This window comes from Massilia genomosp. 1 (genome assembly GCF_011682185.1).
Taxonomy (GTDB): domain Bacteria; phylum Pseudomonadota; class Gammaproteobacteria; order Burkholderiales; family Burkholderiaceae_D; genus Telluria_A; species Telluria_A rubra.
Genome location: NZ_WHJF01000065.1, coordinates 25,534 through 40,401 on the forward strand (window position 1 = coordinate 25,534; position 14,868 = coordinate 40,401).

Below are 14,868 nucleotides of genomic sequence, written 5' to 3' on the forward strand. Positions count from 1 at the left end.
TACGCTTTCGCACGCACTTGCCAGGCATGCCCCTCAAACAGTACGTCAACACACTCGCGGACGGCCAGCCGTATCGTCACGCCTTGTTTTACAAACTTCCCGGCGGCCTGCGTTTTCGCATGGCCGAAGGGGAGCATTTTGCCCGCGTCCTGGTGGCTGTGCGCAAGGGCGGCATCGTCTGTGAAGATGTATTCGCCGACGCCGACACCATCCTCGTACACCTGCAAAACTACGCGACGCCGAACCGGTTCGACATGCGCTTCACGCTCAAGCAGCTCGCCATGGCCGGCATCGCCATTCCGCATGCGCGCGAAATCTGGGCCGAACCGGTCCCGCGCCCGGATCCGGACGACGATGAGAGCTGGTGCGTCAATGCGCTGTTCGAACTGCCCAAGTCGAGCCTCGCGAGCCTGCTGTGGTGCGCATTTGCCACCGACTTCGGGGAGTTGCGGCCCAACCCGCATTGCCGGGTCTACCTGATCAACCCGGCCTCGGGGCTCATGGTCCATCCCTACGACGACCGGGGAATGGACGTGGTCGGCACCAACCACGAGGCGCTGCGGCAGCTGTACTGCACGCACTACGCCTGGCTGCTCGAGTACGATCTCGAGACGATGGACCGCACCTTCGCCCAACCCTAACGCTTGACTGCCTGCATTTGCCTTGCAAAACAACAAGGCGAAAATATATATAAGCGCTTATATAATTACTGCTAAGATAAGCACATGAAACAAGGACTCGGAACGCAATTGCGACACCTGATCGAACTGCTCGATGGCGCCGTCCTGCAAGCGTATGTGGACGCGGGCCTCGATTACCGGCCGCGCTACACGCCCGTGATGCGGGTCCTGGCGCAGCAGCCCAGCGCGACCATCGGCGAACTGGCCGAACTGGCCGGCATCACGCAGCCGGCGGCGACGCAGACAGTGGCGCTGATGAAGAAGGAAGGCATCCTGCTGGTCGTTGCCGGTGGCGAAGATGGGCGGCAACGCGTGGTGCGCCTGAGCCCGCAGGGCCAGCAACTGCTGCCGCGCCTGCAGGCGTGCTGGCAGGCGACCAGGCGCGCCGCCGACAGCCTCGATGCGGAACTCGACTTTCCCTTGTCGGACTGCCTGGCGCAAGCCATCGCCGTGCTCGGGCAGCGCTCCTTCGGCGCGCGGATTGAGGAAGCCAGCAAAAACACACGTTCACCCACCTGACGAAAGCGATGATGGAACATTCCCTGAGCATGGCGACCGACAAACCAAGCCTGGCGGCGCGCCTGATGGCGCATCCCCTGATCCGCATCGTGCTGGGTATCGTACTGACCTTTGCCGCGGTCCCCGTAATAATGATCGTCGCCTCCAAACTGGTCGATAAGCCGTACCGCATTGTGTGGCCGCAGTTGCTGGCGGGCGTGCTGGTGTGGTTCGGCTACCGCTTCTATGTGCGCCGCATCGAACAGCGCCAGCCCGGCGAACTGGCGCTGCCCGGCATGGCGAAGGAACTCGGCATCGGCCTGCTGATCGGCGCCGGCCTGGTCGCCCTCGTGTTTGCCACGCTGGCGGCGCTGGGCGTGTACCGCGTCGGCGGCGTCAATTCGCCCGGCCTGATGCCGATGCTGGTGCCGCTGGCCGAGTTGGTGCTGGTCGGCATGGCCGAAGAGATGGTATTTCGGGGCATCATCTTCGGCGTGACCGAGCGTTCGCTGGGCAGCAAGGCCGCCATCGTGATCTCGGCGCTGGTGTTCAGCCTGGCTCACCTGCCCAATGACGGCGTGTCGGTGCTGGCGATTGCGGTGATTGCCGCGTATGCCGTCATGCAGGCCACGCTGTACATGAAGACGCGCCGCCTGTGGGTCTGCATCGGCACCCATGTGGCGTGGAATTATTGCGTCAGCCAGGTGTTTTCGTCGACCGTGTCCGGTCACGCCGCTGGCAGCGGACTGCTGCGCGGCGAGCTGGCGGGCAATAGCTTTCTGACCGGCGGCGCCTTTGGTGTCGAAGCCTCGCTGGTGACGCTGGTTCTGATCAGCACTGTTGCGGTGGCGTGCTTGTATTCCGATGCTGCTCGTCGCCCGGCGCTCGCTCCTGCTGCGAACGGCTGACTACGATCAGGCTGGCGCATCGGGCGATTACGGCAAGGGGGTGCATTTGATCAGGTTTCCGCCCATCTTCCTCATCTCGAGAACCTTGGTTTTGCCATCGGCATCAAGGTCAAGGTGAAAGCTGCTGGCATCGTCGGTTTGCCCGATATAAACAAAACGCTCTCCGGGCCACATGATGAGGGTTTCGCTTTTCAGGGTGTTCAAATCAAAACGTGTTGTCCCGATCGTGAAGACGCCGTTGTCCATCCGGTAGTCAGCCCTGGTGACTTTGCGCGTCCTGGTGTGCCGGCATGTCAGCTTGCCCTCTGCATCGAAATAGCCGGCCAGCTGGGAATAAATGGTCCTGGTGCTCGGCGGAACCTTCTCGGCAAGCCGGCATTCGAAACTATTGGGCCTGGTTCCGAACGCGGCTTGCTTGGTGCCGTCTTCCTGCTCAACCATGCCCAACGAGACTGTGGCGGAAGATACGCTCAGCGACATGCGGGGCTCGCCGTTCATTTCCCGCGAACGGCTCACCGAGACGACATTGGCAGGTCTGATGTTGCCGGTGATGCTGCCGGCGCGCAGCGAGCCGTCCGAAGCGATGAGCAGCGGTCCATTTTCCTTCGCTACCGGTTCAGGCGGAATACTCATCGACTCGCACTGTGCGACATAGTTTCCTGCCGCGACGGCGAGAAACGGCGCCCACAGGTCAGTTTCCGGTGCAGTCGACGTGCCCTGGACCGCCGTCCGGGCCGGGTCGATGTCAGTGGATGTGGCATGGGATGCGGTCGAGATCAGCGCGATGGACAGCAACGTCAACAGCGCATGGCGCTGACGGAGCCCGGTCAAGTGCAAAGCGTCAACCTGATTTTGACAATCTGAGTGGACTCTTCTAGAAGTATATTTTCTGTCGGCATTTGGCGTTTCACAGCAAGTTTGCCAGCCTCTTCATGGTGCTGTGAAACGAATAGGACGGCGTTTTGAATACTGCACAGATTTGCCATCGCAAGCCTTGGTGATAAATAGCTAAAGATGCCATCTTATCACTGCTGGACCGTCGATAGCGCCCTACCTCGGCAATATATGGGAGTACACAGGATGAAATCTTCCAGCATAGTGTCGATATGGATATCAATCAAATTATCGCGCTCCGCGTCGCCCACAAATTGTCATTGGAGGCGTTGGCGTCGGTGATCGGTGTCAGCCGCTCCAACATATCGCTGATCGAACGCGGCCAGTTCTTACGCTGCGTGACGACGGTTTAACAACGTTTCCGCGCTTAAAAAGCGCTTTATTGAAATGTCGGCAAGATTAGGGGCAGCCTAATTGACTGCGTGCATCGTCGTCGCTTGCAAGTTCCTTGCCAGTTTTTAAGGAAATGCGCTTTTGAATTTCCAACAATGCTGGAAATGCGTAACGTTCACAAGCTTCGACATCCCAGACATCACCGGTGGAGGTATTGACTGCGTAGTGGCCCTGCGTATTGGTCACGTATATCACGCCGAAATGGTAGTATCCGGAAACTACTGGCTTCCCATCGGTAAGCCAAGGACCGTCAATCCAAAGTTTTGGAGATGCTACCTTATATCGCTCGTGTTTCATCACCACGCGCAGGACCTGCTTCGACTGCGTAAGCGTCAAGCCGGACGGTTTAACGTCCTTTGCAAGGAGAGATTGCGCAAATGCCGGAGACATAGCCAAAAACCCGGCGGCAACTACGGACATCAGTAACGAGCTCAGGAACCGCATTGCATCCTCACTCTCACCATATCGATCGCTAATTCCACCTTTCTTGCCCAGCCATCCATTCCTCCATCTCTCGAATTGCCCGAATTAAAACGGAGTTGAATGAGTTTTTTGCTGAACTCGCCAGCGTCTCTTATGCCGTATACTCCCGGTCCATACTTCTTTGCGAACGACTCCGCCGCCATCCTGAAGCTTCCGAAGGTAGCCACTTTCACCTTCGGATCTTTCAACGCCGTTAGCGAACCGGTTTGGAATTCCGCTGGCGCACGCATCGAGAAAAATCCGTTGCCGTCCTTTGCGAACCGATTTCTCCCGTGCTCACACTCATGCGCGGCGAGGCCAAGAAGGTTTTCGGTCGGGATATGGAGCCTGTCAGCAACAATTTTCGCATCCTTCAGATGTGTGGCGACGAACAGCACAGCATAATCAACATTGCATGCTTTATGCATTTTGACTCCCCAATAAAATTAACTTTATTGCATCATCATATATTAGATTTAGGATTGCGAGCGTCATAATGCTCAATTTGGTAAAGAAAAGGCCAGCGCAGCGCATCGGCGACCGTGCTCGACAAACTGGCCGGGGCGCCTGGCGCGATGGTTCTTGCTGTTCGACGAGCGCGATGCGCAAACCGCTGCGCCCAGGCCCCTGTCGCGTGCGCCTGAGCAGCGCGTGTGGACCGATCCGGCGTCGGGATATCTGCGCCGTACGCTCTCTCCAGCCGCGCCATCCTCGATTCAGCTTGTCGAAGTCACTTTCCCGCCGGGCCAGCGTGTTATCTACGATGCCGCCGTGCGCCGCTCCGGCATGGATCAGCAGATCTGGATGATCGACGGCGTCATGGAAATCAGCGTCGATGACCGCCGCTGGCGCCTGGAGGCGGGCGATTGTCTTGCCATGCAGGCGGATCAATCGTTCGTCTATTTCAATCCGGCCTCATCGGCGGCGCGTTACTTGGTCGCCCTGTCGATCCCCTCATCCAAACCCATCAGGAGAAACGAAGCAGGGTAAGCCCCCGCGCTTCCCGCAATAACCAGCATGCCGATTGACCGTCCCCGCACCGCCTGGCAAAAACAAGGATACGAAATGCACTCTTCTTCACCCATGACAATCACCTTCGAAACGCCGGATCAGCCTGACGTGATCGCCCTCATTGCCGAGCTCGACGCGTACCAGGACAGCCTGTATCCGCCAGAGAGCCGGCATGCGCTGGATCTGGCGTCGCTAAGGCAGCCGAATGTCTTGTTTGCCGTTGCCAGGGATGGAATGGGCGGCGCAATCGGCTGTTGCGCGCTGGTTTTCTGCTCCGGGTTCGGTGAAATCAAACGCCTGTACGTTAACCCGCTCGGGCGCGGCCGCGGCGTTGCCAAAATGCTCCTGGCTCTGCTAGAAGCACGGGCAATCGACGCCAACTGTCAATTGCTCATGCTCGAAACGGGACCGTACCAGCCGGAGGCACTGGCCCTGTATGCCGCTGCCGGGTATCAGCGCTGCGGGCCGTTTGCCGATTATACGAATGACCCGTTGAGTGTGTTCATGCAAAAAAATATCGCTGTTTGCACTATTGACAGGAAAAGCGTCTAAGGACAACCCACGTCACTGCGTGCGTCATCGTCGCTGGCGAGTTTCTTGCCAGTCTTAAGGGCAATGCGTTCTTGAATTGCCATGAGCGCCGGAAAGGAGTAGCGTTCGCAGCTCTCGGTTTGCCAGACATCGCCAGTGAAAATGTTGATTGAATAATGCCCTTGCGTATTGACGATATACACAACACCAAAGCTGTGGTAACCGGGAATGGACGGCATCCCCTCCGTTAACCAGGGGCCGTCAATCCACAAACGCCGATCGTACGTTTTGTAGCGTTCGTGTTTGAGCACCACACGCAAGACCTGTTCGGCCTGCGCTACAGTTAATCCGGAAGGCTTGACGTTCTTTGCATTAAACCCTGCCCCAAAGACCAGCGAGCAGGTCAGCAAGCCGCCAAGAGCGGCCAAGGTCGGGAGTCGAGATATTATTTGCATTGCATCCTTACGCTAACCTTGTCAATGAGGCCTTCCAGAATTGTGTTATGGATTTCCATCCCGACGCTGCCGACACTTCCGCCTGGTGAGATCAGGCGCCACGGACTGTGCATCCAATTTACCCCATGTGGCGGCCCACAGTAATCTCGTGCCCCAAGCGCTGGATTAACGCAAATTAAGCGCCTCGGACAGCGACCACTTGAGCGGCGCGCCGCTGGCGTCGGTGATCGTGGTCAGGTCGCCGAAAATGCGACCCTGCATGCTGTCGGGCAGGCGCACGAAGTTGGCGTTGCCGACAATCGCGTCACCGTGCGCAAAACCCCAGGCGAAGAATTTCAGCGTGGCGATGGTCTTTTCCGGGTTGCTGCTCGCTTGCGAGGCAACAATGAAAGTGCCCGACGTGATCGGCCAGGTGCTCGGGCCGACGCGGTCGGTCAGCATTTCTTCGTATTTGGCTTGGGTAACCCACGGGCTGTTTTGCAGCGCGGCCGTGAAACCTTCCGCGCCCGGCGCGACGACCTTGCCGTCATGGTTTTTCAGGCGCGTAAACGCCAGTTTGTCTTGCACCACGTATTGATAATCAACGTAGGCAATCGCACCCGGCGTCTGCTTGAGCGCGCTGACGGCGCCGGTGCTGCCGTTGACCTGCGTAACGCCGTTCGCCCAGGCGACCGTAAAGTTGCGGCCGTAGGCTTGCTTCCAGGCCGGGCTGACTTTGCTCAGGTAATCACTGAAGTTATAGGTCGTACCGGAACCATCCTGGCGCGCGATGACGCTGATGCCCAGGTCCGGCAATGCCACGCCCGGATTGGCGGCCGTCAGCTTCGGGTCGTTCCATTTGGTAATCTTGCGTGAAAAGATATCGGCCAACAGTTCGCCGGTCAGTTGCACTTCACCGCGCTTGAGACCTGGCAGATTGACGACAGGAACCACGCCCGAGACGGCGCTCGGGAAACAAATCATCTTGCCAGCCTTGAGATCGGCCTGTGATGGCGCGATGTCGGTCGCACCGAACTCGACGGTCTTAGCCTTGACCTGCTTGATGCCTTCGCTCGAGCCGTTGGCCTGGTAATTCAGTTTGAGGTTTTGCGACTTGCCATACACATCGGCAAGTTTGACGTACAGCGGCTGCGCCGCGGACGAACCGGCGCCGCTGATATCGATGGCGTGGGCCGCAAAAGTGGATAAAAGTAATGACAGCGTGACAGTAGTTTTTACATCAGAGAACATAAATTCCAAGGGTCTTAAAGTAATCGGAACCGCGCCGGCTGCAAGGCAGCCAGGAAACGAGCAACCGAAGAGAATAACAGATGTACAACACACCCACAATCCGTGCAAATACGTAGTTTTGCTTAAAATAGCGAAAATTGCTAAGTAAACAGCCACTTATGAGTGTTGCATAAAGAATATCCTGTCCGCATGGAGAACGACCACGCAGCGGGCGCGCCGGCCTCGCTCCTGTTACAATCGCCCGATGCGACGTTTGTTCACTATTTTCATGCTGCTGATCTTCCCGCTCCAGGTGAGCTGGGCGGTTGCGAGCGCGTATTGCGCGCATGAACCTTCGTCGACCATCTCGCATCCCGGCCATCATGAGCATGGCGGCGACGATCACGCCAGCCATGACGACTCGCCGTTCGGCATCGACCAGGATTGTGGCGATTGCCACTTTACCAGCGTCGGCATCACCACCTCCACCAGCGGCGCCATCGCGCCACCGCCCACGGCGTACGCCCACGCGGCCGACGCCGCGCGCCCCGGCACCTTGCGCCCCGTCCGTCCTGAACGTCCCAAGTGGCAAGGCCCTGCCTGATCCGGCTGCCGCTGCCGCACTTCTGATACCAGCTCATCGCTGGACGTCACTGCCGTAATCGACACCTGCACCGCTGGCGCGCCCGGCCGGATTCCCTTGTCTGTTCAACCAGGAGAATTCGATGTACAAACTCGTCTTGCCGTTAGCGATCGCTGCGGCATTGCCTTGCCATGCGCAGGCTCGCACTACAATCTTCGCCAAGGCGCCGGCCGTCGCGGCGCCAGTCCCCGAAAAGGCCGGCTCAGCCGGACTACCGTTGCGCGCGAAATCGACTGCGGTGAATCCGCCCCTTGCGGTACACGTCACTCCCGGCATGCAAGCGCCCCCGCTCGGTGCGCTGATGCGTCCGGCAGCTGATGCGCCCCCTACGCTGGCGCCGCTGTTGCTGGCCGGCGCGTTGGCGCGCGTGCTGCAGGCGAACCCCGATCTGCGCGCCGGCGCGCACGAAATCGAGGCCCAGTCCGGCGCCGTCATGCAGGCTGGCGTCGCCCCCAACCCGGAGCTGTCCACCTTGGTCGAAGACGCGCGCGAACCGACCAGGACCACCACCGTCCAGCTCAACGTTCCGATCGAACTGGGCGGCAAGCGCGCGGCGCGCGTCAACGCCGCGCAGCTCGGGCAAGATGCCGCCGGCGCCGAATTCGCCGTCAAACGCAATGCGGTCCTGGCCTCGGCGCGGGCCGCCTTCTACGACTTGCTCGCCGCGCAGCAACGCCTGCATATCGCCAACGAATCGCTGGCCCTGGCCGATGGCGCGCTCGCCGCAGCGTCCAAACGCGTCCTGGCCGGCAAGAATTCGCCGGTCGACGAGACGCGCGCCCGCATCGCCGCCGCCAGCGTCAAAGTCGACCTGGCGCAGGCCGGCGGCGAGCTGGCCGGTGCAAAAAACCGCCTCGCCGCGCTCTGGGGAGGGACCGGGCGCGACATCGGCCCTGTGGCGGGACAGCTGGACCGCCTGCCGCCGCAACCCGCCCTGCCCCATCTGATGGAGCGACTCGGGGCGGCGCCCGCCTTACAGTTGGCACAGATCGAACTGGCGCGCCGGCAAGCCCTGTCGCAAGTCGAACGCGCCGGTCGCGTGCCCGACCTGACCGTCAGCATCGGCGCCAAGCGCGACGGGCAAGCGGGGCGCAACCAGGCGGTGTTTGGCCTGGCCATTCCCCTGCCCCTGTTCGACCGCAACCAGGGCAAGCTGCACGAAGCGTTGCAACGCAGCGACAAGGCCCGCGTCGAACTTGACGGCGCCCGCGCGCGCCTGGCCAACGAACTGGCTCAGGCGCACGAAGCCCTCGCGGTCGCCCGCGAACAAGCCCAACTGCTGGGCGACGATATCTTGCCCGGTGCGCAAAGCGCCTATGAGGCTGCCCGCACCGGTTTCGAGTACGGCAAGTTCAATTTGCTCGATGTCATCGACGCCCAGCGCACCTTGTTGCAAGCGCGCACCCAGCACCTGCGCGCCCTGGCGGACGCCCATCGCGCCGCCGCCGACATCGACAGTATCCTCGGCGCCCAAGGCGCCACCCAGACAGTGGAGTAATGCATGAAAACCCCTTTGAACAGAAAACAAGTTATCGTCATCATCGTCGCCCTGCTGATCGGCGCCCTGCTCGCGGCGCTGATCGTGACGCGCAAAAACGCACAGCCGCAGCACGACGACCATGAAGAGCAAGGCGGCCATGCCGAAACGGGCCAGGTCGACCACGGCGGCAAGCCGCACCAGGAAGACGCGGTCCCGGCGCGCGGCCCCCACGGCGGCAAGCTGTTCGTCAGCCAGGGCTACGGCCTGGAAGCTACTATCTTCGACCACAGCGCCGGCCCGCAGTTCCGTATTTATACTTACCAGGACGGGAAAGCGCTCGACCCGTCCGCCAGCAAGGTCCAGGTGACGCTCGACCGCCTGGGCCGGCCAGCTCAGGACATGCGTTTCGCACGCGAAGAAGACTACCTGCGCGGCGACGCCGTGGTCGGCGAGCCGCACTCGTTCAAGGTCGGCGTGCTGGCCGAGCACGGCGGCAAGACTTACCGCTTCGCCTACGACCAGGTCGAGGCGCGGGTGACGATGTCGGAAACCCAAGTCGCCCAGAACGGCATCGACATCCACACCGCCGGTCCGGCGCGCATCAAGAGCGTGCTTAAACTCAATGGCGAGATCGCCCTCAACGCCGATCGCACAGTGCATGTGGCCCCGCGCCTGGCCGGTTTGGTCGAGTCGGTCAGCGCCAATGCGGGCCAGACGGTGCGCAAGGGCCAGGTGCTGGCGGTGCTGTCGAGCCAGGCCCTGGCCGGCGAGCGCAGCGCCTTGCTGGCCGCGCAACAGCGCCTGGTGCTGGCGCGCAGCGTGTTCGAGCGCGAGCGAACCTTGTGGCAACAGAAAATCACAGCGGAACAGGATTATCAGCAAGCCCGCGCCGCCATGCAGGAAGCCGAGATCGCCACCCAGGGCGCGCGCCAGAAACTCGACGCGCTCGGCGTCGGCGCCGGCAACCTCAGGCAGCTGGCGCGTTATGAAGTACGGGCCCCGATCGATGGCGTGATCACGCAAAAGACCGTGGCCGCAGGCGAATCGGTGAAGGAAGAAACCAGCTTGTTCGTGGTGGCCGACATGTCCACCGTCTGGGCCGAGCTCTCCGTGAGCGCGCGCGACCTGGAAACCATCCGCCAGGGCCAGAATGCCACCGTGCGCGCGGCCGACGCCAGCGCCAGCGGCGTCATTTCCTATGTCAGCCCCTTGGTGGGCGAGCAAACCCGGGCCGCCAAGGCGCGCGTGGTCTTGCCCAACCTCAAGGGCGTATGGCGTCCCGGACTGCCGGTGACGGTGGACGTGGTTGCCGCCGAGCTCACCGTGCCGGTCGCGGTGCTGCTCGAAGCGGTGCAGAACGTCAATGAATTACCCTCGGTATTCGGCCGTTACGGCGACCATTTCGAAGCGCGCCCGCTGGTGCTTGGGCGCAGCGATGGCGAGTCGGTCGAGGTGCTCAGTGGCCTGCTGGCGGGCGAGAAATATGCCGCCAAGAACAGCTTTTTGATCAAGGCCGACCTCGGCAAAGCCGGCGCCAGCCACGACCATTAAGGACCGCCATGTTTGATACTCTTATCCGTTTTTCCATCGAACGCCGGTCGCTGGTGCTGATGCTGGCCGCTTTCATGGCCGCGCTCGGCATCTATAGTTATCGCCAGTTGCCGATCGATGCCGTGCCCGACATCACCAACGTCCAGGTCCAGGTCAATACGGCCCTGCCCGGCTATTCGCCGCTGGAAGCCGAGCAGCGCATCACCTTCCCGGTCGAAACAGCGATGGCCGGCCTGCCCGGCCTGGAACAGACCCGTTCGCTCTCGCGTTACGGCCTGTCGCAAGTGACCGTGATTTTCAAGGATGGCACCGACATCTATTTCGCCCGTCAGCTGGTCAACGAACGGCTGCAACAGGCGCGCGCCGGCCTGCCCGCCGGCGCCTCGCCGGAGATGGGGCCGATGTCCACCGGCCTGGGCGAGATCTATATGTGGACCGTGGAAGCCAAGCCCGGCGCGCTGAAAACCGACGGCACGCCGTTCGATTCCACCGACCTGCGCCAGATCCAGGACTGGATCGTCAAGCCGCAACTGCGCAATGTGCCGGGCGTAACTGAGATCAACACCATCGGCGGCTACGTGCGCGAAATGCACGTGGCCCCGAATCCCGGCCAGATGGTGGCGCACGGGCTGGCCCTGTCCGACATCGTCGAAGCGCTGGAACGCAACAACAGCAACGTCGGCGCCGGCTATATCGAGCGTGGCGGCGAGCAATACCTGGTGCGCGTGCCGGGCCAGGTCGGATCGGGCGAGGATATCGGCGGCATCATTTTGCGCTCGTCGCAGGGCGTGCCGCTGTACATCCGCGACGTGGCCGAGGTGGGCGTGGGCAAGCAATTGCGCACCGGCGCCGCCTCCGAGAATGGCCAGGAAGTCGTGCTCGGTACGGTCTTCATGCTGATCGGCGAAAACAGCCGGGCCGTCTCGGCCGCCGTGGACAAGAAACTCGGCGAAATCAACAAAACCCTGCCGGCCGGCGTGATCGCGCGCACCGTCTACGACCGTACCGACCTGGTCGACAAGGCGATCGGCACCGTGCGCCAGAACCTGCTCGAAGGCGCGGCGCTGGTGATCATCGTGCTGTTCCTGTTCCTCGGGAACATCCGCGCCGCGCTGATCACCGCGCTGGTCATTCCGCTGGCCATGCTGGCCACCTTCAGCGGCATGGTCGCCAATGGCGTCAGCGCCAACCTGATGAGCCTGGGTGCGCTCGACTTCGGCATCATCATCGATGGCGCCGTGGTGATCGTGGAAAACTGCGTGCGCCGCCTGGCCCACGCCCAGGCCGCCGCCGGCCGCCCTCTCACACGCGACGAGCGCCTGCGCGAAGTGTTCGCCGCCGCCGGCGAAGCGCGCCGCCCGCTGCTGTTCGGCCAGCTCATCATCCTGGTGGTGTACCTGCCGATCTTCGCCTTGACCGGCGTCGAGGGCAAGATGTTCCATCCGATGGCGTTCACGGTCGTGGCCGCGCTGGTGGCGGCAATGGTGCTGTCGGTCACCTTCATTCCGGCGGCCGTGGCGCTCATGATCGGCAACAAGGTCAGCGAGCACGACAGTCGCCTGATGGCCTGGGCGCGCCGCGCCTACCTGCCCCTGCTGCGCCGCGCGAGCGCCAACAAGGCGCCGGTGCTGGTCATCGTCGGCGTGGTCATCGGCCTGTCGGCGCTGCTGGCCACGCGCCTGGGCAGCGAATTCGTGCCCAGCCTGAACGAAGGCGACATCACCATGCACGCGCTGCGCATTCCCGGCACCAGCCTGACCCAGGCGGTCGAGATGCAACTGGCGCTGGAACGCACGATCAAGCAACTGCCCGAGGTCGATACCGTGTTTTCCAAGTTGGGCACGGCGGAAGTGGCGACCGATCCCATGCCGCCCAGCGTGGCCGACACCTTCATCATGCTCAAACCCGAGTCCGAGTGGCCCAGGCCGAAGCGCAGCAAGGAAGAGTTACGTGCTGCGCTGGAACAGGCGGTTGGCAAGGTTCCGGGCAACAACTACGAGTTCACCCAGCCGATCCAGATGCGCTTCAACGAGTTGCTCTCTGGCGTGCGCAGCGACGTGGCGATCAAGGTGTTCGGCGACGACAGCGCCGTCATGGGCCGCAGCGCCGGGCAGATCGCCGCCGTGCTCGAAACCATCCCCGGCGCGGCCGATGTGAAGGTCGAGCAGACCACCGGCTTGCCGATGCTCACCATTCGCATCGACCGCGCCCGCACCGCGCGCGTGGGCGTAAACGTGGGCGACGTGCAGCAGGCGATCGCCACCGCCATCGGCGGGACCGGCGCCGGTTCGCTGTTCGAAGGCGACCGCCGGGTCGACATCGTGGTGCGCCTGCCGGAGAACCTGCGCGCCGACCTGGACGCCATCCGGCGCCTGCCGATCCGGGTGGCGGCGCGCGAGGGCGAGCGGGCGGCCGCCTATGTGCCGCTGGGCGACGTGGCGCAGCTGGACATGGCGCCCGGGCCGAACCAGATCAGCCGCGAAAATGGCAAGCGCCTGGTGGTCGTGACCGCCAATGTGCGCGGGCGCGACATCGGCTCGTTCGTGGCGGACGCGGGCGCGGCCATCGGCCAGCAGGTCAAGATTCCGCCAGGGTACTGGATTACCTGGGGCGGCACCTTCGAGCAGTTGCAATCGGCCACCAGCCGCCTGCAACTGGTGGTGCCGGCCACCCTGGCGCTGGTGTTCATGCTGCTGTTCGTCATGTTCGGCAATATGCGCGATGGCTCGCTGGTGTTTACTGGCGTGCCGTTTGCGCTGACCGGCGGCATCGTGGCGCTGTGGATGCGTGGCATTCCGATGTCGATCTCGGCGGCGGTCGGGTTTATCGCCTTGTCCGGGGTGGCGGTGCTCAATGGCCTGGTGATGATCTCGTTCATTCGCGGCTTGCGGGCGGAAGGCATGCCCTTGGCGCAAGCGGTCGAAACCGGGGCGATGACGCGCTTGCGGCCGGTGCTGATGACGGCGCTGGTGGCCTCGCTGGGCTTCGTGCCGATGGCGCTGGCGACCGGCACCGGGGCCGAAGTGCAGCGACCGCTGGCGACCGTGGTGATCGGCGGGGTGCTGTCGTCGACCTTGCTGACACTGCTGGTGCTGCCGCTGCTGTATCAGTGGGCGCACCGGCGCGATGCGTGAGCGGAGGACGTGGCTCGCATTGATTCGGGGGCAAGGCCAAGTGGGTGGACTCGCTTTTCCTATAGGCAACAAGATAGGTGCTCAAGTACGCGTTTGACGGCGAAAATACCTCCGATCTCGATATGTAGGCTCCAAGTGGCAACACTATTTGGTAAAATTGTAATGTTTTAGCTGTGGATTCGCCGCAATGCACGCTCAATTTAAGGGATACAGAATGAATTTCACGACCATGCACTCAAGCAATTTTATCTCAGGTCAAACGCCAACGGCACCGGAGTGCCCGCATGAGTGAAGCACCCGCTACCCCGATCGAGCGCATCGGCATACATGAAGGAAGCATCGGTTTACCACTTGGATACGAGGACCGGACCGCAAACATTTTCGTTCCTGGAGATCCGCAATTCCAACCGAACTTGAGCATTGCGCGCGATTGGCTGATTGAGGGGGAGACGCTTGCATCCTATGTCGACCGTCAACTAGGCATTCTCAAAGCACGCATCCCGAATCATAAGTTCATAGGTCGTGTTCCCGAACAACTTGGCCAAAACAACCCGGCTTGGATAGGCGAACGAATAGAAGCCCATTATAAAAACGGCGCTCAGATGATACGTCAACGCCAGGCTGCGTTTCTGATCGGGTCAAAACGCGCGCTGATATTTACCATGGCCAGCCCTCACCCGTTCAACGACAAACTTGAGGCGCTTTGGCGTGGCTGGCTTGACAGTTTCGTACCGTTTGAAGATACGCCAGATGGGTCTTCCGCCGCTGTCGTTTAAGCAAGACTAACCCCTTAACTGCTGCGCCTGTAGCACAGTTCTGACCGCCAACGACATTGGAGCCTATGTTTGAAGCCGCCCGAGTTACCGACCCAATTTCCCACACCAGCGCGCTGGCCTGAATTTTGCACAAAAAAGGGCAAGAATGCCGTAAGTGATTGATAGAATGGGAGTTATCTAAAAACCTACCCTATCAGCACGAACACACCTTGCCCGACATGAATTCTACCCCAGAGCAGCTCC

At 61.6% G+C, this 14,868-nt stretch carries 16 protein-coding genes and 1 pseudogene; 12 read left to right on the top strand and 5 right to left on the bottom strand.

Going from position 1 to position 14,868, the window contains the following annotated elements; translation table 11 throughout:
- Window positions 1-26: 26 nt before the first annotated feature.
- From F1735_RS21790 to F1735_RS21800, 3 genes are all read left to right on the top strand, one after another.
- Window positions 27-641 carry a DUF3885 domain-containing protein gene (locus tag F1735_RS21790; RefSeq protein WP_167238901.1) on the top strand — a complete coding sequence of 205 codons (615 nt, stop codon included), beginning with the start codon at window positions 27-29 and terminating at the stop codon, window positions 639-641.
- An 84-nt stretch (window positions 642-725) separates the two neighbouring features.
- Window positions 726-1,199, top strand: coding sequence for a MarR family winged helix-turn-helix transcriptional regulator (locus tag F1735_RS21795; protein WP_167238902.1), 474 nt, complete (start codon window positions 726-728; stop codon window positions 1,197-1,199).
- 11 nt (window positions 1,200-1,210) lie between these two features.
- Window positions 1,211-2,086, top strand: coding sequence for a CPBP family intramembrane glutamic endopeptidase (locus F1735_RS21800; protein ID WP_167238903.1), 876 nt, complete (start codon window positions 1,211-1,213; stop codon window positions 2,084-2,086).
- Between the two features lie 27 nt (window positions 2,087-2,113).
- Here F1735_RS21800 and F1735_RS21805 read toward each other — a convergent pair whose 3' ends face one another.
- A complete protein-coding gene (locus F1735_RS21805; protein ID WP_167238904.1) occupies window positions 2,114-2,887 on the bottom strand; it encodes a hypothetical protein in 774 nt (257 codons plus the stop codon).
- Window positions 2,888-3,192: 305 nt separating this feature from the next.
- Here F1735_RS21805 and F1735_RS21810 point away from each other — a divergent pair.
- Window positions 3,193-3,306, top strand: a pseudogene (locus F1735_RS21810) (helix-turn-helix domain-containing protein); the annotation flags it as partial.
- Between the two features lie 73 nt (window positions 3,307-3,379).
- On the opposite strand, the gene F1735_RS21815 reads toward F1735_RS21810, so the two are convergent.
- Together F1735_RS21815 and F1735_RS21820 are read right to left on the bottom strand one after the other, a co-directional pair.
- Window positions 3,380-3,817, bottom strand: a complete 438-nt coding sequence (locus F1735_RS21815; RefSeq protein ID WP_167238906.1) for a hypothetical protein — start codon at window positions 3,815-3,817, stop codon at window positions 3,380-3,382.
- The gene (locus tag F1735_RS21820; RefSeq protein ID WP_167238907.1) at window positions 3,805-4,263 is read right to left on the bottom strand and encodes a hypothetical protein; all 459 of its coding nucleotides are present in this window, start codon (window positions 4,261-4,263) and stop codon (window positions 3,805-3,807) included. The genes F1735_RS21815 and F1735_RS21820 overlap by 13 nt, the downstream gene beginning before the upstream one ends.
- 154 nt (window positions 4,264-4,417) lie before the next feature.
- Here F1735_RS21820 and F1735_RS21825 point away from each other — a divergent pair, with 154 nt between their 5' ends.
- Window positions 4,418-4,825 (top strand): cupin domain-containing protein, encoded by a 408-nt coding sequence (locus F1735_RS21825; RefSeq protein WP_167238908.1) that lies wholly within the window; start codon window positions 4,418-4,420, stop codon window positions 4,823-4,825.
- Window positions 4,826-4,852: 27 nt separating this feature from the next.
- Window positions 4,853-5,398, top strand: coding sequence for a GNAT family N-acetyltransferase (locus F1735_RS21830; protein ID WP_373888564.1), 546 nt, complete (start codon window positions 4,853-4,855; stop codon window positions 5,396-5,398).
- Here the strand turns inward: F1735_RS21830 and F1735_RS21835 are convergent.
- Window positions 5,395-5,805, bottom strand: coding sequence for a hypothetical protein (locus F1735_RS21835; protein WP_167238909.1), 411 nt, complete (start codon window positions 5,803-5,805; stop codon window positions 5,395-5,397). The two genes, F1735_RS21830 and F1735_RS21835, sit on opposite strands and share 4 nt — an antisense overlap.
- Before the next feature lie 192 nt (window positions 5,806-5,997).
- On the bottom strand, window positions 5,998-7,218 hold the full coding sequence (gene pstS / locus F1735_RS21840; RefSeq protein ID WP_373888565.1) for a phosphate ABC transporter substrate-binding protein PstS: 1,221 nt from the start codon (window positions 7,216-7,218) through the stop codon (window positions 5,998-6,000).
- An 88-nt stretch (window positions 7,219-7,306) separates the two neighbouring features.
- On the opposite strand from pstS, the gene F1735_RS21845 reads away from it, so the two are divergent.
- The 6 genes from F1735_RS21845 (at window position 7,307) to F1735_RS38600 (ending at window position 14,747) form a co-directional block, all read left to right on the top strand.
- Entirely contained in the window at window positions 7,307-7,645 is a 339-nt protein-coding gene (locus tag F1735_RS21845; RefSeq protein ID WP_167238910.1) for a hypothetical protein, read from the top strand.
- A 277-nt stretch (window positions 7,646-7,922) separates the two neighbouring features.
- Window positions 7,923-9,182, top strand: coding sequence for a TolC family protein (locus F1735_RS21850; protein ID WP_373888566.1), 1,260 nt, complete (start codon window positions 7,923-7,925; stop codon window positions 9,180-9,182).
- A gap of 3 nt (window positions 9,183-9,185) precedes the next feature.
- Window positions 9,186-10,715 (top strand): efflux RND transporter periplasmic adaptor subunit, encoded by a 1,530-nt coding sequence (locus tag F1735_RS21855; RefSeq protein WP_167238911.1) that lies wholly within the window; start codon window positions 9,186-9,188, stop codon window positions 10,713-10,715.
- An 8-nt stretch (window positions 10,716-10,723) separates the two neighbouring features.
- The gene (locus tag F1735_RS21860) at window positions 10,724-13,849 is read left to right on the top strand and encodes an efflux RND transporter permease subunit (RefSeq protein WP_167238912.1); all 3,126 of its coding nucleotides are present in this window, start codon (window positions 10,724-10,726) and stop codon (window positions 13,847-13,849) included.
- A gap of 284 nt (window positions 13,850-14,133) precedes the next feature.
- Window positions 14,134-14,625 (top strand): DcrB-related protein, encoded by a 492-nt coding sequence (locus tag F1735_RS21865; RefSeq protein WP_167238913.1) that lies wholly within the window; start codon window positions 14,134-14,136, stop codon window positions 14,623-14,625.
- 65 nt (window positions 14,626-14,690) lie between these two features.
- On the top strand, window positions 14,691-14,747 hold the full coding sequence (locus F1735_RS38600; protein WP_445081576.1) for a hypothetical protein: 57 nt from the start codon (window positions 14,691-14,693) through the stop codon (window positions 14,745-14,747).
- The last annotated feature ends 121 nt before the right edge of the window (window positions 14,748-14,868 follow it).

Bases quoted from the DNA above. Each gene is read 5' to 3' on its own strand.
- F1735_RS21820 (WP_167238907.1), bottom strand. From the start codon at position 4,263: ATGCATAAAGCATGCAATGTTGATTATGCTGTGCTGTTCGTCGCCACA.
- F1735_RS21790 (WP_167238901.1), top strand. From the start codon at position 27: ATGCCCCTCAAACAGTACGTCAACACACTCGCGGACGGCCAGCCGTAT.
- F1735_RS21865 (WP_167238913.1), top strand. From the start codon at position 14,134: ATGAGTGAAGCACCCGCTACCCCGATCGAGCGCATCGGCATACATGAA.
- F1735_RS21860 (WP_167238912.1), top strand. From the start codon at position 10,724: ATGTTTGATACTCTTATCCGTTTTTCCATCGAACGCCGGTCGCTGGTG.
- F1735_RS21815 (WP_167238906.1), bottom strand. From the start codon at position 3,817: ATGCGGTTCCTGAGCTCGTTACTGATGTCCGTAGTTGCCGCCGGGTTT.
- F1735_RS21830 (WP_373888564.1), top strand. From the start codon at position 4,853: ATGCCGATTGACCGTCCCCGCACCGCCTGGCAAAAACAAGGATACGAA.
- F1735_RS21845 (WP_167238910.1), top strand. From the start codon at position 7,307: ATGCGACGTTTGTTCACTATTTTCATGCTGCTGATCTTCCCGCTCCAG.
- F1735_RS21795 (WP_167238902.1), top strand. From the start codon at position 726: ATGAAACAAGGACTCGGAACGCAATTGCGACACCTGATCGAACTGCTC.
- F1735_RS21800 (WP_167238903.1), top strand. From the start codon at position 1,211: ATGGAACATTCCCTGAGCATGGCGACCGACAAACCAAGCCTGGCGGCG.
- F1735_RS21855 (WP_167238911.1), top strand. From the start codon at position 9,186: ATGAAAACCCCTTTGAACAGAAAACAAGTTATCGTCATCATCGTCGCC.